Origin of the sequence: Streptomyces sp. NBC_00287 (assembly GCF_036173105.1) — a bacterium.
In the GTDB taxonomy this organism is placed as follows: Bacteria; Actinomycetota; Actinomycetes; order Streptomycetales; family Streptomycetaceae; genus Streptomyces.
The window spans coordinates 1,046,306-1,065,545 of the sequence record NZ_CP108053.1 but is presented as its reverse complement, the minus strand read 5'-3'; the positions used below and the strand labels follow the sequence as shown (position 1 = coordinate 1,065,545).

General features: G+C 73.5%; 11 protein-coding genes. 4 read left to right on the top strand and 7 right to left on the bottom strand.

Annotated elements, in window-relative coordinates; translation table 11 throughout:
- Window positions 1-28 precede the first annotated feature (28 nt).
- The gene (locus tag OHT76_RS05175) at window positions 29-1,579 is read left to right on the top strand and encodes an MFS transporter (protein WP_328869548.1); all 1,551 of its coding nucleotides are present in this window, start codon (window positions 29-31) and stop codon (window positions 1,577-1,579) included.
- 203 nt (window positions 1,580-1,782) lie between these two features.
- Here OHT76_RS05175 and OHT76_RS05170 read toward each other — a convergent pair whose 3' ends face one another.
- The 6 genes from OHT76_RS05170 to OHT76_RS05145 form a co-directional block, all read right to left on the bottom strand.
- Window positions 1,783-3,507 (bottom strand): hypothetical protein, encoded by a 1,725-nt coding sequence (locus OHT76_RS05170; RefSeq protein WP_328869547.1) that lies wholly within the window; start codon window positions 3,505-3,507, stop codon window positions 1,783-1,785.
- Entirely contained in the window at window positions 3,504-7,031 is a 3,528-nt protein-coding gene (locus OHT76_RS05165) for a vWA domain-containing protein (RefSeq protein WP_328869546.1), read from the bottom strand. Before OHT76_RS05165 ends, OHT76_RS05170 begins: the two co-directional genes overlap by 4 nt.
- A gap of 4 nt (window positions 7,032-7,035) precedes the next feature.
- Window positions 7,036-8,205, bottom strand: coding sequence for an ATP-binding protein (locus OHT76_RS05160; protein ID WP_328869545.1), 1,170 nt, complete (start codon window positions 8,203-8,205; stop codon window positions 7,036-7,038).
- Window positions 8,206-8,251: 46 nt separating this feature from the next.
- Window positions 8,252-13,222, bottom strand: coding sequence for a hypothetical protein (locus tag OHT76_RS05155; protein WP_328869544.1), 4,971 nt, complete (start codon window positions 13,220-13,222; stop codon window positions 8,252-8,254).
- The gene (locus OHT76_RS05150) at window positions 13,219-14,073 is read right to left on the bottom strand and encodes a DUF4132 domain-containing protein (protein ID WP_328869543.1); all 855 of its coding nucleotides are present in this window, start codon (window positions 14,071-14,073) and stop codon (window positions 13,219-13,221) included. Before OHT76_RS05150 ends, OHT76_RS05155 begins: the two co-directional genes overlap by 4 nt.
- 95 nt (window positions 14,074-14,168) lie before the next feature.
- Entirely contained in the window at window positions 14,169-15,269 is a 1,101-nt protein-coding gene (locus OHT76_RS05145; protein WP_328869542.1) for a CapA family protein, read from the bottom strand.
- A gap of 63 nt (window positions 15,270-15,332) precedes the next feature.
- Here OHT76_RS05145 and OHT76_RS05140 point away from each other — a divergent pair, with 63 nt between their 5' ends.
- Genes OHT76_RS05140 through OHT76_RS05130 form a run of 3 tightly spaced genes read left to right on the top strand, consistent with a single transcriptional unit; the run spans window position 15,333 to window position 18,181 of the window.
- Window positions 15,333-15,995, top strand: a complete 663-nt coding sequence (locus OHT76_RS05140; RefSeq protein ID WP_328869541.1) for a dienelactone hydrolase family protein — start codon at window positions 15,333-15,335, stop codon at window positions 15,993-15,995.
- 28 nt (window positions 15,996-16,023) lie between these two features.
- Entirely contained in the window at window positions 16,024-17,745 is a 1,722-nt protein-coding gene (polX, locus tag OHT76_RS05135) for a DNA polymerase/3'-5' exonuclease PolX (protein WP_328869540.1), read from the top strand.
- Between the two features lie 10 nt (window positions 17,746-17,755).
- The gene (locus OHT76_RS05130) at window positions 17,756-18,181 is read left to right on the top strand and encodes a CBS domain-containing protein (protein ID WP_328869539.1); all 426 of its coding nucleotides are present in this window, start codon (window positions 17,756-17,758) and stop codon (window positions 18,179-18,181) included.
- On the opposite strand, the gene OHT76_RS05125 is transcribed toward OHT76_RS05130, so the two are convergent.
- A complete protein-coding gene (locus OHT76_RS05125; protein WP_328869538.1) occupies window positions 18,175-19,230 on the bottom strand; it encodes an NAD-dependent epimerase/dehydratase family protein in 1,056 nt (351 codons plus the stop codon). The two genes, OHT76_RS05130 and OHT76_RS05125, sit on opposite strands and share 7 nt — an antisense overlap.
- Between the last annotated feature and the right edge of the window lie 10 nt (window positions 19,231-19,240).

The window sequence follows — 19,240 nt, the reverse complement described above, 5'->3', positions numbered from 1 at the left end:
GTGAAAGCCCCGAGAGTGCGACACGAATATGAGCAGCAGCCCGCAGCCCACATCCCCGCAGACCACCGCCAAGGAAAACGGCGGTGGCGGAAACGCGATGGCACTGTTCGTCATCGCCTCGTGCCAGTTGATGGTGGTCCTGGACATCACCATCGTGAACATTGCGCTGCCGGACATCCAGCGCTCCCTGGACTTCTCCACCACCAGCCTGTCGTGGGTGGTCAACGCCTACACGCTGACCTTCGGCGGACTGCTGCTGCTGGGCGGCCGGGCCGGTGACATCCTCGGCCGACGACGGGTGTTCATCTTCGGCGTGCTGCTGTTTGTATTCGCCTCCCTGCTCGGCGGCTTCGCCCAGAACGAGGCCCAACTCCTCGCCGCACGCGCCCTGCAGGGCGTCGGCGGCGCCATCGCCTCACCGACCTCCCTCGCCCTGATCAGCACCACCTTCCGCGAAGGCCCGGAACGCAACCGGGCGTTCGGCGTGTTCGCCGCGGTCTCGGCGGGCGGCGGCGCGATCGGACTGCTGGCCGGCGGCATCCTCGTCGAGTGGCTGAACTGGCGGTGGGTGCTCTTCGTCAACGTCCCCATCGGCCTGCTCATCGCGCTCGCCACACCCAAGTGGATCAAGGAGTCCGAACGCCACCCCGGGCACTTCGACATCACCGGCGCACTGACCTCCACCGTGGGCATGGTGCTCCTGGTGTACGGCTTCATCCGGGCCGCGCAGGACGGCTGGCGGGACCCGCTCACGCTGGCCTCGTTCGCCGCGGCCATAGTCATACTTGCCGTGTTCATCCTGGTGGAACGCCGGTCCACCCAGCCCATCACGCCGCTGCACATGTTCGCCGACCGCAATCGCGCGGGCACGTACGGCATCATGCTGTGCCTGGCCGCCGCGATCTTCGGCATGTTCTTCTTCCTGACGCTCTTCGTGCAGAACGTGCTGGACTTCAGCCCGTTGCAGGCCGGCCTCGCCTTCCTGCCGGTCAGCGCGGTCATCGCGATCGGCGCCGGGCTGGCCTCGAAGTTCCTGCCCACGTACGGGCCCAAGCCGTTCATGGTCGTCGGCGCGATCCTCGCGGCGGCCGGCCTGAGCTGGCTGACCCTGACCGACATCAACTCCACCTACGCCGGCAGTGTCCTCGGGCCGATGCTCGTCTTCAGCCTGGGCATGGGCATGGAGTTCGTCTCGCTGACGCTGATGGCGCTGTCCAACGTCCCCGTCCGGGAGACCGGCGCGGCCTCCGGACTCCTCAACGCCACCCAGCAGGTCGGCGGTTCGCTCGGCCTGTCCATCCTGGTCACGATGTACGGGACGGCCAGCAGGAACGAGGCGGAGAAGCAGATACCGGACTTCCTGGCCCAGGCCACCCCGGCCGAACGCCTGCGCTTCGAGCGCACCGGCGATCTGCCACCTCCCTGGTCGGACGAGGTCCTCACCGCCGGAGTCTCGTCGGCCTTCATCATGGCCGCGATCTTCACGGTGGTCGCCGCGCTGATCGCGGTCCTCGCCATTCAGGTCCGTTCGTCGGATCTGGAGCGGCTGAAGGGCGGGTCGATGCCGGGGCCGGCTTGAGGGCCGTCGCGTTACATGGACGCAGGTTCGTCGTGTCACGTGGTTCCGGGTTCCGCTCTCGACGCTGCTGCGCACGGCGCGCGAAGGGCGGGTCGTGCCCGGGCTGGTCTGAGGGTCGTCGTGTCAAGTGGTTCCGGGTTCACGCTGCCGCGCACCGCGCGCGAAGGGGCGGGTCGTGCCGGGCCGGTTTGAGGGCCGTCGCGTCACATGGTTCCGGGCTCCGCTCCCCACGCCGCCGCGCACAGCGCGCGATCGACCTCCGCCGTGTAGTGCGCCGCGGCCAGCCATGCGCGGGCGAAGCGGGCCACATCCGTCGGGATCAGGCGGCCGAAGGTGTCGCGGTCGCGGTCGGTGGCGGCTGCGCGCAGTTCGTCGAGGAGGGCTGCTGCCGTAGTGAGGCCGAGGCGGTGCAGGCGCCGGCTGTCGGAGGTGCTGTCGCCGGGGAAGGCCAGGACTCGGCGGCCTCCGGAGGCGGCCTGGTGGACTCGGCGGCGCAGGAGGTGCAGCGGCGGTTCGTCGGCGGCGGGCGGAGGGCCCCCGGGCGCGGCTGAGCTGCCGTTGGGCAGGTCGGCGTGCTGGAGCCGGTCGAAGCCCAGGTCCAGGCGGGCCTCGGGATCGGCGGGGTGGCTGATGGCGAGGAGCAGGGCACGGGCGTGCGGGGCCGGGGCAAGTCGGGCCACGACACGCAGCCGGGTGCCCGGGGCGGTGGCGAGCAGGCGGAGGTTGTCGCGGTCGGGGAGCGCCGGATGGTCGTGGGCGGCGGCCAGCCGGATCATCACGCCGTCGCAGTCGGCGAGCAGACAGTCGCCCGCCGCCTCACGGACCGTACCGACCAGCGTGACGTCCAGGAAGAGCAAGCCGTGCCCGTCGTCGGACAGCGCGCGTACCGCCTGCTCGGCGGCGGGCACGGCCCACAGCCGGTCCAGGGGATCGCCGTCCCAGGCCACGCCGGACGCGCGGACCGCCCGTACTCCCTTCCCCGCGCCCAGCCGTCCCGTAGGCGACACAGTCGCCCCGGACACCGCGAGCCCCGCCCGGGACAGCTCCCGATGGGACAGCGCCGTGTCACCGACGCGTACGGCACGCTCGGCCGCCCCCACCGCCCGCCCCGAACCGCCCGGCGCCACGTCGGACACCGTGTACAGACGGCCTTCGGCGTCGGCGGTCCAGGTCACGGCGCCTGCGTAGCCGGTCGCGGTGAGGACGGGCTCCGAGAAGAGCCCGTACAGCCGCAGGGAGCCGTCCGGGGTGTACGGCTGCCGCACGCTGCCGCGCAGCGCGGCCAGTTCGGGTCCGGTGGCGTGCGGGAGACGGTGTGCCGCGCCCAGGACGCCGTGCAGCGCGGCGACGAGGTCGGTGAGTCGATACGACGGATCCGCGCCGCGGGCCGCGCGCAGCCCGGTGACCACGGCGACAGCCGAGGCTGCGGCCCGGGGCAGCCCGGCGAGCCGCGCGGTGTGCGCCGCGCGCAACAACTCCGCCTGGAGGACGGCTCCGGCGCCGTCCGTACCCGCGTCGAGTACGGCGGCCGCGGCGGCGTGAAGGGTGTGGGCGGCGCTGCGTTGGTCGGGCGTTGCCGTGGGCTCGGGGTCCGGGGCTGCTGTCGGCTCGGGGATCGGCGCAGGGGTGGGCGGGGCCGTGTCCGCGACGGGGGCCGCCGATGCCACCGCCGCTCGGTGCAGACAGTCCGGTGCCAGCAGGCACCCGCACCGGATCGCGTCCGTACTCGTCACCGCCCCGCCCGGGGCGTGCAGTTCGAGGTCGGTGTCGTCGTCCACAGCCAGGCGTACGGTGTCGCCGTCCACGACGACCGGCCGCACGGCCAGCTTGGCGATCCCCGCGTCCAGCCGCTTGCGCAGCCGGGGCGACAACGCCCCGACCAGTTCCGCGGTGACGTCGGGCGCGACCGGTGGAAGGACCGGACTCATGCGATTTTCTCTCCTACCCAGCGGGCGAGTTCGAGCGGACTGAGGGCGGCCACCGGCATGCCCGCGGCGACGAGCTGTCCGGCGACGCCCGTGGAGTAGCGGGGACGGCCCGCGTCGTCGAGGCTCGCGCAGCCCAGCACCTGGCAGCCGGCCCCGACCAGGGCGCGCACCTCGGCGAGCAGTCCACCGAGCGGATAGCCCTCTTCGAAGTCGCTGACGACCACGACGAGCGTCCGCGACGGTACGGTCACCAGCTCCCGCGCGTGCCGCAGGCCCGCAGCGATGTGCGTGCCGCCGCCCACGCTGACCTCGAGCAGCAGGGACAGCGGGTCGTCGACATGGCCCGTGAGGTCGATGACCTCCGTGGAGAAGGCGAGGAAGTGCGTGGACAGGGTCGGCACCCCCGCGAGCACCGAGGCCGTGAGCGCGGCCCAGACCGTGGACGCCTCCATCGACCCCGACACATCCGTGACCAGGATCAGCCGCCAGTCGGCGGCCCGCTTCGCCCGCGTACGGAACACCGGCCGCTCGGGCACGACCACGATCCGCCCGTCCGGGCCGCGCCGCGCGGTCGCCAGGTTGGCGCGCAGGGTGCGCGGCAGGTCCAGGCCGCCGCCCGGCCGCCGACTGGGGCGCGGCAGAGCCGTACCGTGCAGGGCGGGCCGCAGCCGTGTGGCCAACTCCCTGGTCAGCGCGTCCACCAGGCGCCGCACGAGCGGACGCAGCGCGGCCAGCCGGGCCTCGGGCAGGCCGCCCGCGTGCCGGAGCACCGTCCGCAGCAGGTCCACCGAGGGCCGCACGCGGTCCGGATCGAGCTCGGCCAGCACATCGGTACGCCCCGACGCCGCCGCGGCCGCCAGCACCTCCTCCCGGATCCCCGGCCCGAACAGCGCCGCCAGCTCCTCGGACCACTCCCGCACCCCGGGGTACGGTGCCTCCCGCCCCCCGCCACGACCACCCGCTCCAGGCAACCCACCTCGACTGCCCTCACCCCGCCCGGCGCCGTACAGCTCGTCCAACGCGGTCGCCAACCCGGCGGCGGAACGCGCCAGTTGATCCGAACGCCGACCCAGCACGAGCCGCCAGCGGTCGGTGGGGGAGAGGCGGCGCTCGTCGAAGAGTGGCGCGGGCTCGGGTTCTTCGGGGGCCGACGGGGCGGCTTCTTGGGACTCCGGTGGGGAGGCGGCGCGTCCGCCCGCAACCGTGGCGACAGGGGACGGCAGCAGTCCGAGCCTCGCCAGGTCCGCCCGGACCGCAAGATCCGCGCGGGTCCACGCGGCGAGCGCGGCCGGGTCGAACCCGCCGGTGTCGGTGACCTCTCCGCTGGTGCCAAGACGCTCCTCGACGGCGGTGAGCAGGCGCTCACGGGCCGCCGGGCTGAGCGTGTCGAAACCTCCTCGCAGGGCGGGCAACCGATCGAGGAACGTCCGGTCGGGCAGCTCCACCACCCGGCTCAGCAGCGGCTCCAGCGCTGCGGACGCCGATTCCAGCAGCGGTCCTGCCGCAGTCAGCACTCCGGTGAGCCGCGCGGTCAGCGCCGACCTGGACTCCGGCCCTGTGGCCGAGTCGACCCAGGAGGCGATACGGCCGCCCAGGGCATCGGGCGCCTCGTGCCCGAGGAGCACGCGTACGGCCCCCGCGGCGCCCCGCATCAGTGGCGAACCGTCGGCGGCCAGCCGGGCCAGCGCGTCGGTGAGCCGGATTCCGCCCAACACGTCGGCGCGGTGCGCGAGTTCGAGCAGGGCGTGGGCGTCGGCCGGATCCTCGGAACCTGTGAGGCCGTCGACTTGGCGCACCGCGGCGGCCGTCAGCAGCTCGGCCACCGCGGCGGCCCGGGTCCTACTGTCCTCGTCGGCGCCGAGCCCGGGGATGTGACCCGCCTGCAACCGGTCCAACAGGGCGAGACCGGCGAGGAGTTCGGGGAGTGTGCCGGAGTGGGGCAGCACGTCGGCGACATCGGTGAGCCGTTCGTCCGCGAGCGCGGGCAGGCCGCACTCCGCCGCCTCCCGCAGGCCCCGCAGCGTTTGGTCGGCCGTACTCCCGCCCTCGTCCCGCTCCACCCGCCGACGCTCCCGCAGCACACCCTCGGCTGCCTGCGCCGGGGTGACCCCGCGTACCCCGGCAGCGGTCACCATGGCCGCCGTGGCCGGAGTCCAGCGCACCTCCCACCGCGAGGTGAGCGCGTCGGCCCCGCCCGCCCCGGCCACCTCCTGGGCCTGTGCGTACGGCACCCCGCACACCGTCAGCCGGCGCAGCAGCAGCTCGCGTCGGCGGTCCAGATCCGAACGCAGTGGATCCAGCCGCAGATCACGCGATGCGCTCTCGGCTCCCGGGCCCGGCAGGCCGAGCTCCGCCAGTTGCGCCTCCACCGCCGGGGCGAGGCCGCTGCGGGGCGCCCCGGGCGCGGGCTGTCCGGTGCGGGTTCCGACGAGCACCCGCTCCATCGCCCGGGCCACCGCCCGCCCCCTGCCGTACGGTTCGCCCTGCGTGAGGACCGTCTGCACGGCCTCGACCAGCTCTCCGCGCCCCGCCGCGGGCAGCCCCCGCAGCCGGGCCAGATCACCGGCCAGGCGGCTGATCTCCCGCGCGTCGGCGGGCCCCGACGGATGCCCGAGCGACCGCAGCGCGGCACACACCTCGACAGCCGCCCGCGTCAGCGCCTCCTCCAGCGCGGCCGGATCCCCGGCCGCCCGCAGGACCAGGTGCTGCCACTCCGGATCCCGAATCCCGGCCGGGTATCCGGACCGTTCGTCCAGCAGGGCGTAGGTGTACGGGATGAGCGAGGTGATCCAACTCCCGCTCACCGCAAGCGTGCCGACGCTGAGAGAAGGCCCGCCGGACACCAGCGCCGGCGCATGAAACGCACCGACGACCACCGCCGCACGCTCCCCGTTTGCGGTCGCCGCCGCCAGCCGCTCACACATCCACGCCTCGCGCCGCAGATCCAGCTCGGGAACACCCCCCGAGCCCGCCGCGTCCTCGCGCAGCGCCCACCCCGTGAGCAGTGCGGCCCGGCGCAACGCCTCCGGCGGGGATCCCGGGGCCGTGGCCTCCACGAGCCGGTCCCACAGGTCGTCCCCCGGGCGGCCGGTCAGCCGGGCCCGCAACGCGTCGGCGATCCCGGGACCGACGGACGCCGACCCCGCCGAATCCCGCCCCTCGCCCCACGCGCGGTCGGCGAGCGGCAGATCGCAGGCCACGACCGGAACCCCCTGCCGAGCCGCCCAGCGCACGGCGGCCAGCTCCGGCGAGAAGTCGGCGAACGGGTAGAACGCCGGTCCGCCGCCCCCGTCCGGCGGCGCCGCCGCGAGCGCGACCGGTGCCCGTGTCTCCTCGTGGCCCAGCCACGGCAGCCACTCCTGCATCTCCGCGGGGAGTTCGACGAGCACCACGTCCGGCTTCGCCGCGTCCAGCAGCGCGGGCATGGCCGCTGCCAGGGACGGCGCGTGATGCCGTACGCCGATGAGGTACGGCGCCGCCGGGTCGGTCAGGGCCGCCACGGCCTCGTCGGGGGTGAGGGGCACGGCGTCAGCCCTCCAGCACCGTGCGCAGGTCCCACAGGGTGCGCCAGGTGGCGGAGCCCTGCTCGGCACGCCGCCGGACCGGACCGTCCCAGTAGCCGCGCAGCCGGGCCGCGTCGGCGGGGTCGTCCTTGCGGACCACACCGAGCAGATGGCCCGGCAGGAGGCCGAGCACATCGCGGTCGCCCGGGAAGTACGCCGCCGCAAGACCCAGCGCGCCCGCCACCGACACCGCCTCCGCGGTGCTCATCACCGTGGACGGCCGCTCCACCTCCCAGCCCTCCGCCGACCGCCCCTCCCGCAGATCACGGAACGCGGTCACCAGCGCCTCCAGCACCGCGTCGTCCACCTGGAAGGCGGCGCCCGCCCGCTCCACGGACGCCCGCGCCTGACTGCGCACCAGCGCGGTCTCGGCGTCGAGGTCCGCGATGGGGCCGACCGTCTCGAAGTTGAAGCGGCGCTTGAGCGCGGCGGACATCTCCGAGACGCCCTTGTCGCGCAGGTTGGCGGTGGCGATGAGGTTGAAGCCGGGCGCGGCGTGCGCCAACGAGTCCTCGCCGCCCGCCAGTTCCGGTACGGCGATACGCCGCTCGGAGAGCAGGGACACCAGGGCGTCCTGCACCTCCGGCAGACAGCGGGTGACTTCCTCGACCCGGGCGATGGCGCCCAGGGACATGGCGGTCAGGACGGGCGAGGGCACCAGCGCCTGCCGACTCGGGCCCTGGGCGAGCAACAGGGCGTAGTTCCAGCCGTACTTGAGCTGGTCCTCGGTGGTGCCCGCGGTGCCCTGGACGACCAGGCCGCTGGTGCCGCACACGGCGGCCGACAGCAGCTCGGACAGCATGGACTTGGCGGTGCCGGGCTCGCCGACCAGGAGCAGGCCGCGCTCGCCCGCGAGCGTGACGACACACCGCTCCACCAGCGCCCGGTCGCCGACGAACTTGGCCGACACCTCCAGGCGTCGCGGCACGCCGTCCGGCGCCTCGGCAGCGTCGGGCAGCTTCAGCGCCCGGCCGCCGCTGCCCATGACGAACGTGACGACGGCACGGGGCGTGAGCCACCACGCGGGCGGTCGCGGCCCCTCGTCGTAGGCGGCGAGGAAGGCCAGCTCGGTCGCGTACAGCTCCTCGGGCGGGACGATTTGACGCGTCGGGGCGGAGGGCAGGGTGCTGGTCATCGGCGACGGTTCTTCCGGTCGGTTCGGGTAGGGGTGAGCTGGGCCCTCATCGGCGGCGCCCCTTCCGGGTGACCCGCGTGATCAGTTCCTCGTACGCCGGTGCGTCGCCGCTTTGGACGCGTTCCCAGGCGCGGGCGAACAGTTCGGGCAGCGGAAGGTCGGGGACGGCGCGCATGCGGTCGTGGATCGGGTAGAGGCCTTCCTTCCAGCTCTCCACCGGCAGCGCGGAGCCCTTGAGGTCGCGCCAGCCGCCGGGCAGGAAGAAGGTGCGCCCGGCGCGTGGCCGCTTGGCCTCGACGACCAGGTCGGTCGCCGCCAGCTCGGCGCGGGCCTTCTTCAGCCGGGCGGGCTTCCAGCCGGTCCAGCGGGCGCAGTTGCGGTCCGTCGGGTCGGGCAGGGCGAGCAGCTGGAGGTAGAGCGCCGCCGCGTCCTCGCCGAGACCGTGGGCCGCGGCGACCTCCGTGACCAGCTCCGGCACGCTGACCATGGGGTCCTGGGCATGGCCGACCGGACCGTCGGCGGCGACCGCTCGGGCGAGGTCGTCGCCCAGGAGTGCGCGCAACGACCGTAGGCCTGCGCCTCGTTGGGGACCCGTGAGTCCTTCCAGGAGCCCGAACACGGTGTCGTCGGGCCCGGTCAGGCCTGCCGGGCGGACCAGGGTGATCTCGCTGTCGCCGTGCCACGGGCGCAGGACCAGCGCCTCGCCGACGCGGATCAGGCCCTGTGCGTCGGCCCCTCCGGTCTCCGGAAGCCCGTACGCCTTGCGCACCTCCACGGCCGTGGGACTCCCCTTCTCCGTCCATTCGACGTCGAGTGGAAGCATCAGCTCCGGGTCGGCGAACCGGCGCCGCAGTGCGGCGAGGCTCTCCGGGAGCAGGACTCGCAGGGGGTGCCCGTAGGGGAGGGCGTAGGCGAGCGAGGCCAGGGCGGCGACGGCTCCGCCCAGGTCGTAGCGGCTGGGCAGGGCGGCCGGGTCCTCCGGGACCCAGTTGCCGTCCTTGTCGAAGTGGAAGGCCGTGGTGCGGCTGATCCAGGGCGTGCGGCCGGGGTTGAGCACCACCTCGGCGGAGGCGGAAGGCAGTCCGGCGAGGTCCGCCGAGAGGTCCTCGGGCACCCGGACGACGGAGCCCAGCCGCTCGGCCCACACCCGGCCCGCGGCCTCCAGGTCCGGGCCGGTCGACCACAGGTCGGCGGGCTCGGAGGGGAGCAGCGCGCCGAGGAGCGCCGTGCGGTCCTGCGCCGAGAGCGAGCCCAGCATGCCGTTCGCCTGGTCCATCTGACGTGGCTTCAAGCCCATCACGGCGAGCGTCTGCTCGTCTCGACCGCGCGGCTGGGCGGCGAGCAGGAGAGTCGCCTGGAGCGGGCCGAGCCCGTCCCGCGTCGCGGCGGCGAACGCCTCGTGCGCCTCGGGCCGCCAGGGAGCGGCGCCCTTGTCCCGGATCAGCCGGGCGACGGCGGCGAGCCCGTCGGCGGGGAACGCCTGCCCGTGCCGCGTCTCCTTCTCCAGCGTGAAGTGGGCGACCGCCCCGAACGCGCCGGACGGATCGTGGTCCAGGGCGAGCCAGTTCACCCGCCCGCGCGCGGTGTCGACGTTCTGGCAGCCGAGGACGACGACCGTACGGCCGTCGCGGCGCAGTACCTGGCCGACGCGCTGCTGGTTCTCGTGCGGCTCGCCGAGGACCACCTCGCGCAGGCTGTCCCCGGGTGCGGCGAGCGGACCTTCGGCGAGCGCCTCGAACAGCAGGAGCAGCGCCTCCCGTTGGGCGTCGGACACGGTCGGCAGCGCGGCCCGGTAGGCCAGCGGCCGGACCACGCCCAGCAGCGACGGCCACACCGTGCCGATGCTGGGGATCGTGAGTTCCTCACTGAGCCAGCCGTCCCCGAGCGGGGCCGGACGTCCGCGCTCGGCGGGCAGCGGCTTGCCGTCGGCCGGCTGCCCGGACAGGACGTGGTTCACCGCGCGGATCTGGCGGAGCACGGTCCACCGCTCCTCGCTGCCCCAGCCTCCCCACAGCGAGGCGACGCCGCCGGTGGCGTCGTTCAGGGTCCGGTCGTCGCCGTGCGCGGGGCTGTAGTCCGCGAACATGCCCTCGGTGCGGCGCCGGTCCGGCCGCGCGTGCTCGACGGGCGGGGCCGCGAGAGCGGTCGCCGACTCGGTGATGCGCAGTGCCGATCGGATCAGCGCGGAGAGGCCGATGAGCAGCCGCTCGTCGGTGAGTTCGGGCAGGGCCGACGCCACGGCCCGTTGGACGGACTCGTCGGCGCCCGTGACCTTGGCCCGGGCCTCGGCGTCCGGCGCCGCGGCGAGCTGCGCCCGGTGCTCGGCCAGGGCAGTCGCTCCCGCTCGCAGCAGGTCGGCCGCGCGCTCGTCGCTCAGGGCGCGTAGCACGGCCGAGCCCCGTTCGTCGCGGGGACGCAGGGCGTGCCAGAAGGCGACCGGCGGTACGTACCGGGTGCCGGCGGCGTACTCGCTGCCCCGGTCGCCCAGCGACACCCGGCCGAGCAGACCGGCCTCGGAGGTGTCGTCGGCCGCGAAGAGGGCGACATGTGTGTCGACGATCGCCGCGACGGGCTCGGCGCCCCCGGGCAGCCGCAGCGCACCGAGCGGAAGGCCGCGGGTCCCGCGCAGGGTGACGGTACGGCCGTCCGGCGTGCCGGCGGTCCGCAGGGTCTCGCCCTCTTCCGTCTCGGTGCGCACCCAGCGGCCGAGGACGGTGCCGTCGGTGCCGAACGGGCTGTGTTCGAGGCCGGGTTGGAGAGGCAGCACGTCGCACAGATCCTGCTGGAGTGTGGCGTCCTCGCGGATCCCGGACCGCAGGAAGGCGGGCAGCGAGGCACGCCCGTGCGTGCCGGTCGCCGGGTCGTACTCCAGCCACAGCTGCTGCCGTCCCTGTCGGCCCTGGCGCCAGCACGTGGTGCCGTCGCCGATGACGGCTCGGTTCGGGGGCAGGACGGTGTCACCGGCGTGCAGTGTGCGGCCACCGGTGGCCCGGCCGCCGGCCGGCAGCGGAATCGAGGGGGAGCCGACATGGTGGCCGTACCAGTAGCCGAGTTGCTCCCCGCCCAGGGTGAACACCTCGGACGGCCGTGCCGACCAGTAGCCGAACTGCTTGCCTTCGTGCCGCCACATCACCAGCAGCTCGCCGTCGGTGTAGCGGAACTGCGGGCGGCTCCAGCGGTCCAGCTCCACGGGCAGCCGCAGGTCGTGCTCGAGCAGCACCTTCTCCGGGCCGACGACGACCGCCTTGTGCCCCCGGGAGACGATCAGCGCGGGCCACGCCTCGTTGACCGCCAGCTCGTTGAGGTGGCCCTTGTCACGGGTCTCGGAGTCGAGCAGCCGCAGCGCCTCGTCGAGGGCCGGCCAGCCCAGCTCGTCCAGGATGCCCGCGCGCAGCGTGCGGCCGAGCACCGGTGCGATCTCGTGGGCGGCGACCCGGGCGACCGCGTCGGCATCGACGCGGGACGCCACCGAGCGGAACGTCCGCAGCCGGTCCAGCGCCGCGCGGGCACCGGGCAGCCCGGTCGCCCGGGTGAATTCCCCGGCCCTGTCGGCGATCCACTCGCGCAGCACCTCGCCCAGCACCGGGTGCACGGCGAGCGCCTCCAGCAGCTCGGATGTGGCTCGATCGCGGCCCAGGGTGCCGATGGCCTCGTACAGCAGGCGCCGCAGCCGGGAATCCGCGGCTGCGGCCGTCAGGTCGCGGCGACCGGCGCGCTCGTCGCGCAGCCACCGGTCGAGGCCCAGGTGGACGGGGGTCTCCGCGTCGGGTACCGCGAGCGGCACCCCTTCCGCCGCGCACAGGTCGAGCAGATCCAGATCGGCACCGGCGTGCCAGCGCCCCGTGAACAGGTCGACCGCCCGGCCGTCGGCCCGCAGCCGCTCAGCCATGCGCGCGACCAGCGCGAGGGTGGCGGGCGAGCGCCCGGAAACCGAGGCGCCGTGCTTGCGGTGGGTCGCCCAGCGGCCGAGCCAGTCCGCCGCGCCGACCTCGCCCGCCGCGCCGGTGTCCTCGCCGGTCAGCAGCCGGTCCGCCCCGCTCTCCGCCAGCAGCCCCAGCCAGAACTCGTCGTCCTCGACGGTACGGCCCAGCCCGCCCGGCATGATCTCCAACAGCCGCACGCGCACGACCGGGCGCTGTTCGGCGAGGGCGGACAGGGTGGCCCGGTAGGTGTTCCAGAAGGAGGCCGGCGCGCGCACGGCCGCCGGGGAGGCGATCAGGTCGGCGACCAGCTCGCACTCCTCGGTGACCCGGGACAGACCGGCCGCCTTGATCAGGCTCCGGGCGTCCTGCGGCAGCGAGGCGTACGGCGGCATGCCCGCCGCGCAGCGCTCCACCGTCAACTGCCGGTACTGCGCCCACGCCGCACCCGGGTCGAGCCGGCGGGCGAGGTCCTTCACATGCTCCTTGAGGGCCTTGACCGTCAGCGCCCCCGCGAAGGCGAACTCCAGGAACACCGCACGCTGCCGGTCCTCGTCCACGGCGAGGGCGTGCACCCGCTCCGCCTCGCGTGCCTTGCCGAAGAAGGCCGCCGCGTAGGTGGTGTTCTCGTGCTGGAGGAAGATCCGCGCCGCCTGCTCGTAGAAGGTCGGCAGGAAGTGCGGGACGGCCCGGCCGAGCCGCTCGCCGAGCTCCTCGAAGCCCTCCTTGGCGGTGCCGGGACGGGACTTGGCCTGGCGGGCGAGCCGTTCGACGTCCTTGACCAGGGCCAGTGCGTGGTGGCCGTTGGCCGGGTCGTGGACCAGCGCCCACGCGGGGAAGCCGAGCGTCTCGCGGCGCACCTGGCCGACCTCGGGCGCCTCCGGCTCCCGGGCCAGACCGAGGAACTCCAGGGCCAGGTCCTCGGCCTCGCCGAGGGTGCCGGGCACGAGCCGGACCACGCACCGGTCGTCCAGGGCGGGGTGGGTGTACGTGCGGACGGTGAGGGTGTCCGCGTCCTCGCGGGTCGTGGTGCCCGGCGGCAGGACGGCGCCCGCCTCCAGCAGCGCGGCCGCGATGGTCTCGTCGTACGTGCTCATGCGGCCTTCTCCTCGTCCTCGATGTCGCGCCCGGCGTACAGCGCGGCCGCCATGCGCATGCCCTCCGACCAGGCCACCGGCCCGACCTGACCGAGCTTCAGTACGCGGCCCGCGCCGTCCGTCCAGTTCAGGGGGCCGGTCTCGGTCTCCATGTAGGTCTCGTAGTCGCCGATCCAGACCCGGGCCTCGATCGCGCGGCCGTCCTCGCGCAGCGAGCAGACCGCGTCGCCGCCGCGCACCCGATAGCCGAGCTGGGTGGCCCTGCCGTGCAGGAACCGCAGCTCCTTGAACACCCCGCCCGCGTAGTCGTCGACGACCGTGGACTCGGAGTCGAGACCGGCCGGGCGGAGCCACACCTCGCGGAAGAGCTGCTGGGCCCGCTGCTCCACGCCGAGCTCGACGGCGAACTCCCGCAGCTCCTCCAGGTCGTCGAGGAGCACCGGGTGCGGGATGCGGACGAGTTCGGGACGGACGCGCACGGTGTCGCCGTCGAGGTCGACGAGCCCGAGTCCGCGGTCCAGGTCGGCGTCCCGGAGGAATCCGGCGACCTCACCGTCGGGTCCGGTGACGACGAGGTCGCGCAGGGCGCGCTGCCAGGCCGGGTCGGGCCACACACGGGCGATGACCGCGAGCGGCACCGGAAGCGAGCGCACCATCCACCGCTCCACGTCGGCCAGGCACTGCCGTTCGTGCCGCTCCAGCCACTTGGCGAGCTGACGCAACCCCACCACCGCGGGATCGTCCGCGAGTTTGGCCGGTACCGACTTCAGCCGCCGCCCGGCCGCGTTGCGGCACACGACCTTCCCTGCGTCCAGCGCGACCTCGTAGTCGCCGGCCGTCACCCACCCCACAGGTGCCTCCCCGCACTCCAGTGATCAAGTGACCGGAACTCTAGGCGAGACCACTGACAACGCCCCGCCCGGGCCTCCGGCTGCGCAGGAGCCGCTCACCCCAGCGTCAGTGACCCGTCGTCAGCCGCTTCGACATGGACGCCCTCGCTGATCCCCTCGACCGTCGCCCGCAGCCACTCCCGGTCCGGTGCCCCCGCTCGCTCCAGCCGCATCCGGCAGACTCGCAACGGCACCATCCGCAGCCCGGTCAGCCGGCCGCTGTCCGCCGCCAGCGAGACCAGGAACATCAGCCGCAGATCGTCCCGGTACTGCTCGAAGCCGCCGATGCCCTCGTAGTCGTCGACGAAGTCGCCGCAGCCGTACAGGATCAGCCGCTCTCGGTACACCTCCACCGGACGCGGGTGGTGCGAGGAGTGTCCGTGGACGACATCGACCCCGCCGTCCACCAGGGCGCGGGCGAAGACGACTTGGTCCCGGGGCACGCGGTACCCCCAGTTGGAGCCCCAGTGCACCGACACGACCACGAGGTCACCGGCGCGCCGGACCCGCCGTACGCGATCCAGCAGTGCGGCGGCCACGCTCGGCGTCGGCGCGGGCGCGTACGCCACCCCGGACTCGTCCTGCCCCGCCGACCATGACGGCGGGACGCCGCTCGACCGCATCCCCAGCGCGAACACCAGCACCCGGCCACCGCCGTCGAGCGGGACCACCGCGGGTGCGTACGCCTGGTCCGCGGCCCGTCCCGCGCCCACTGTCCGCAGCCCCGCGCGGGCGAGGGAATCCACCGTCTGCGCCAGTCCGGCGCGGCCGAAGTCCAGCGTGTGGTTGTTGGCCAGGACGCAGACGTCGGGCCGGGCCACCGTGAGGGCGGGCAGGTTGGCGGGGTGCATCCGGTAGTGGATCTCCTTGCCGGGTGCGAAGGTGCCGTCGCCGGTGACCGACGTCTCCAGGTTGACGATCCGCGCGTCCGGCGCGGTCGCGTCGAGGACTCGTAGGGCCTCGCCCCATGGCCAGGAGGGCGGTACCGGGGCGGGGACCGGGCCGTTCACCGACTCCGCGAGCCGGACATAGTCGCGGGCGTCCGTGACGTAGGGCTCGCGCAGGGCCGGGTCGCCGGGGTGCGCGAGGATCTGGTCGACGCCGCGCCCGAGCATCACATCGCCGCACAGGAACAGCGTCACCGCGTCGCCGGCCATATCTCCACGGTAGGCCGGTTGCCCGGCCGGATCGGAGGAACTCGGTCAGCGGAGGCGATGGTGATGATCTCCCACTCGGTCGTTGTGCCCGCGGGCCCGGGCATCGAACTGGCGGGCGACCTGGTCGTACCGGACTCCGCGCGCGCGGTGGTGCTCTTCGCGCACGGCAGCGGCAGCTCCCGGCACAGTCCCCGCAACCGGCAGGTCGCCGAGGCCCTGCGCACCGCCGCGCTCGGCACCCTGCTGATGGACCTGCTCAGTGAGGAGGAGGAACGTCAGGACGAGCTCACACGCGAGCACCGCTTCGACATTCCGCTGCTCGGGAGGCGGCTGGTGGCCGCGATCGACTGGCTCGCGGAGCGGGACGACACGCGGGGGCTGCTCGTGGCGCTGTTCGGCGCCAGTACTGGGGCGGGCGCCGCCCTGGTGGCCGCCGCCGAGCGTCCCGCGCGCGTGCTGACCGTGGTCTCCCGAGGCGGTCGGCCCGACCTGGCCGAGGACGCCCTGCCCGCCGTACGCGCGCCCGTGCTGTTGATCGTGGGCGGGCGGGACCGGGAGGTGCTGCGGCTGAACGAGGAGGCGGCGCGGCGGCTGCGGGTGCCCTGCACGCTCCATGTCGTGCCCGGCGCCACTCACCTGTTCGAGGAGCCCGGCGCCCTGGAGGAGGTGGCCGACGCGGCCCGGCAGTGGTGCGCCGACCATGTCCGGGCCGCCGCGGGGGACTGAACCCGTGCCGCGTGCCTACCCTGAACGTGTGGCTCGTGCCAACGACGAGGTCGCCGCGCTCTTCCAGGAGTACGCGGACCTGATCTCGATCACCGGAGGAGACGCGTTCAGGGCACGCGTCTACGAGAAGGCCGCCCGGGCGATCGGCGGCCACCACGCCGATGTCTCCCAGCTCGACGCCAAGGGGCTCCAGGAGATCCCCGGGGTCGGCAAGTCGATCGCGGAGAAGGTCGTCGAGTACCTGGGCAGTGGCCGCGTGTCCGCGGTCGAGGAACTGCGGGCCAAGATCCCGGCCGGAGTGCGCCGGCTGACGGCCATCCCCTCCCTCGGCCCCCGAAAGGCCCTGATGCTCTACGAGGAACTGGGCATCTCCTCGATCGACGAGCTGGCCGACGCCATTCACGAGGAGCGGCTGCGCGATCTGAAGGGCTTCGGGCCGCGCACCGAGGAGAAGCTCCTGCACGGCATCGACCTGTTGCGCGCCTCCGGGGGCCGGGTGCTGATCGACGTCGCCACCGATCTGGCCGAGGAGGTCGTCGCCGCCTTGTCCGAGGTCAGCGGCGTCCAGCGATGCGAGTACGCGGGATCGCTGCGGCGGGGCCGCGAGACCATCGGCGACATCGACGTCCTCGCCACCGCCCGCCGGCCGGGGCCGGTGATGCGGGCCTTCACCGAGCTGCCGTACGTCGCCGAAGTGATCGTCCAGGGCGAGAAGAAGACCTCCGTGCGCACGGACCGCGGCCTCGCCGTCGACCTGCGCGTCGTCCCGCCGGACTCCTGGGGCGCGGCCCTGCTGTATTTCACCGGGTCGAAGGCGCACAACATCCGGGTCCGGGAAATTGCCGTCCACAAGAAGCTGAAGCTCTCCGAGTACGGCCTGTTCGACGCCGAGAGCGGCAAGAAGATCGTCTCCCGGACCGAGGAGGACGTGTACAAGCGGCTCGGGCTGCCGTGGACCCCGCCCACGCTGCGTGAGGACCGCGGGGAGATCGAGGCGGGGCTGCGCGGCGAGCTGCCCGAGCTGGTGACCGAGGCGGACGTACGGGGCGATCTGCACACGCACACCGACCTCACCGACGGGCTCGCCGCCCTGGAGGACATGGTCGCCGCGGCCGCCGAGCGCGGCTACGCCTACTACGCGATCACCGACCACGGCCCCGACCTGTACATGCAGCGCATGACCGACGAGCGGATGCTGGCCCAGCGCGAGCAGGTGCGCAAGCTCAAGCCCGAGCGCGGTATGCGGCTGCTGCACGGGGTGGAGCTGAACATCGACCCGGACGGCGGCGTCGACTGGCCGGACGACTTCCTGGACGGCTTCGACCTGTGCGTGGCCTCGGTGCACTCGCACTTCAACCAGGGCCGGGCGGCGCTCACCCGGCGGCTCGTGCGGGCCTGCGAGAACCCGTACGTCAACATCATCGGCCACCCCACCACCCGTCTCATCGGCAAACGGCCGGGCATCGACGCCGACCTCGACGAGGTCTTCGCCGCCTGCGCCCGCACCGGCACCGCCCTGGAGATCAACGCCCACCCGGACCGGCTCGACCTCGGCGACGAGCACATCCTGCGGGCCAAGCGGCACGGCGTGCGGTTCGCGATCGACAGCGACGCCCACGCCGTACCGCACCTGGCCAACCTGCGCCACGGCGTGGCCACCGCCCAGCGCGGCTGGCTGACCAAGGACGACGTGATCAACACCTGGACCCTGACCCGCCTGCGCCGTTTCCTGCGCAAGGGCAGGACATAGGAGGTGCCCCATGACCCATCGGATACGTGACGTGATGTCGCCCGGAGCCGTGGCCGTCGAGCCGATGACCACGGTGGAGAAGGCGGCCCGCGTGATGAGCGAGCAGAACGTCGGCGACGTCCTGGTCGCCTACGACTGTGATCTCTTCGGAGTGCTCACCGACCGTGACATCGTGGTCCGGGCCGTGGCCGACGGCCGTGATCCGCACACCACGTCCGTCGGGGCGGTGTGCAGCCGGCCGCCGGTCGTCACCATCAGCCCCGACGACACCACCGACCACGCGATCGAGCTGATGCGCCAGTACGCGGTACGCAGGCTGCCGGTCGTCGAGCACGGCGGCTGCCCGGTGGGCATGGTCAGCCTCGGCGACCTCGCCGTCACCGAGGACCCGCGCACCGCGCTGGCGGACATCAGCAAGGCAGCCCCGAATCACTGACGGCGCCGGTTCCGCCAGCTCTCGTGGTGATCCAGGACCGTCTCCTCGATCGGACGGTAGGTGATGCCGAGTTCCTTGACGCTGCGGCTGTTGTCCACGGGGAAGCGAATGCCGAGGTGCCGTCGGATGTACTCCTGGGTCAGTCCGAACGCGGGGCCCAGGAGCCGGACCGGCCAGTGCGGGAGCCCGGTGCGGGGCAGGCGGAGATCGCGGGGGTGACGGGTGCGGACGATACGGGCGATGTCGTGGAAGGACGTCATCGTCGGCGCGGCGACGATGTAGCGGCCGTGGGCGCCCGGCCGCTCCGCCGCCGCTATGTGGGCGTCCGCCACCTCGCGGACGTCCGCTGTGGTGAAGCTGAAGTCCGGTGCGCCGTAGAAGAAGTAGCCCTTGAACAGCTCGTCGAGGAGGAAGAGACTGCCGGACTCGGAGGCGGGGGTGAGCGAAGGGCCCAGGATCAGCCCGGGGTTGACGGACACCATGCGCCAGCGGTCCTGCGCCGCCTCCGCGTCCCAGGCGGCGCGTTCGGCGAGCGTCTTGGCGTAGTGGTACGGGTTGTTCTCCACGGTGCTCGATGTATTGAAGTACTTCTCCGACAGCGTGCGGCCGTCCATCTCCCGCACGTCGGCGTAGTCGCCGAAGATCGCGCCGACGGTGGAGGTGAAGACCAGGCGCTCCACGGTCGGCGTCCGCTCCACGCTGTCCAGGACGTTGCGGGTGCCTAGCAGCGCCGGGTCGACCATGTCCCGTCGGCCGTCCTTGATCTTCTGCGGCATCAGGAACGGCGACGCCACGTGGAAGACGGTCGTGCAGCCGCTCATCGCCGTGTCGAAGGAGCCAGGCGTCAGCAGGTCAGCCTCGAACAGTTCCAGGCGGCCGGGGAATTCCTCGCCCATGGCGTACAGCGGCCGCACCTTGGCCGCATGACGGGTGCTGCGCACGGTGGCGCGGACTCGGTAGCCGCGCTCCAGCAGCCGTCTCACCAGATGGCTGCCGACGAACCCGCTGCCCCCGGTCACCAGCACGGTCGTCGATCCGTCAGCGCCCATGATCCCTCTC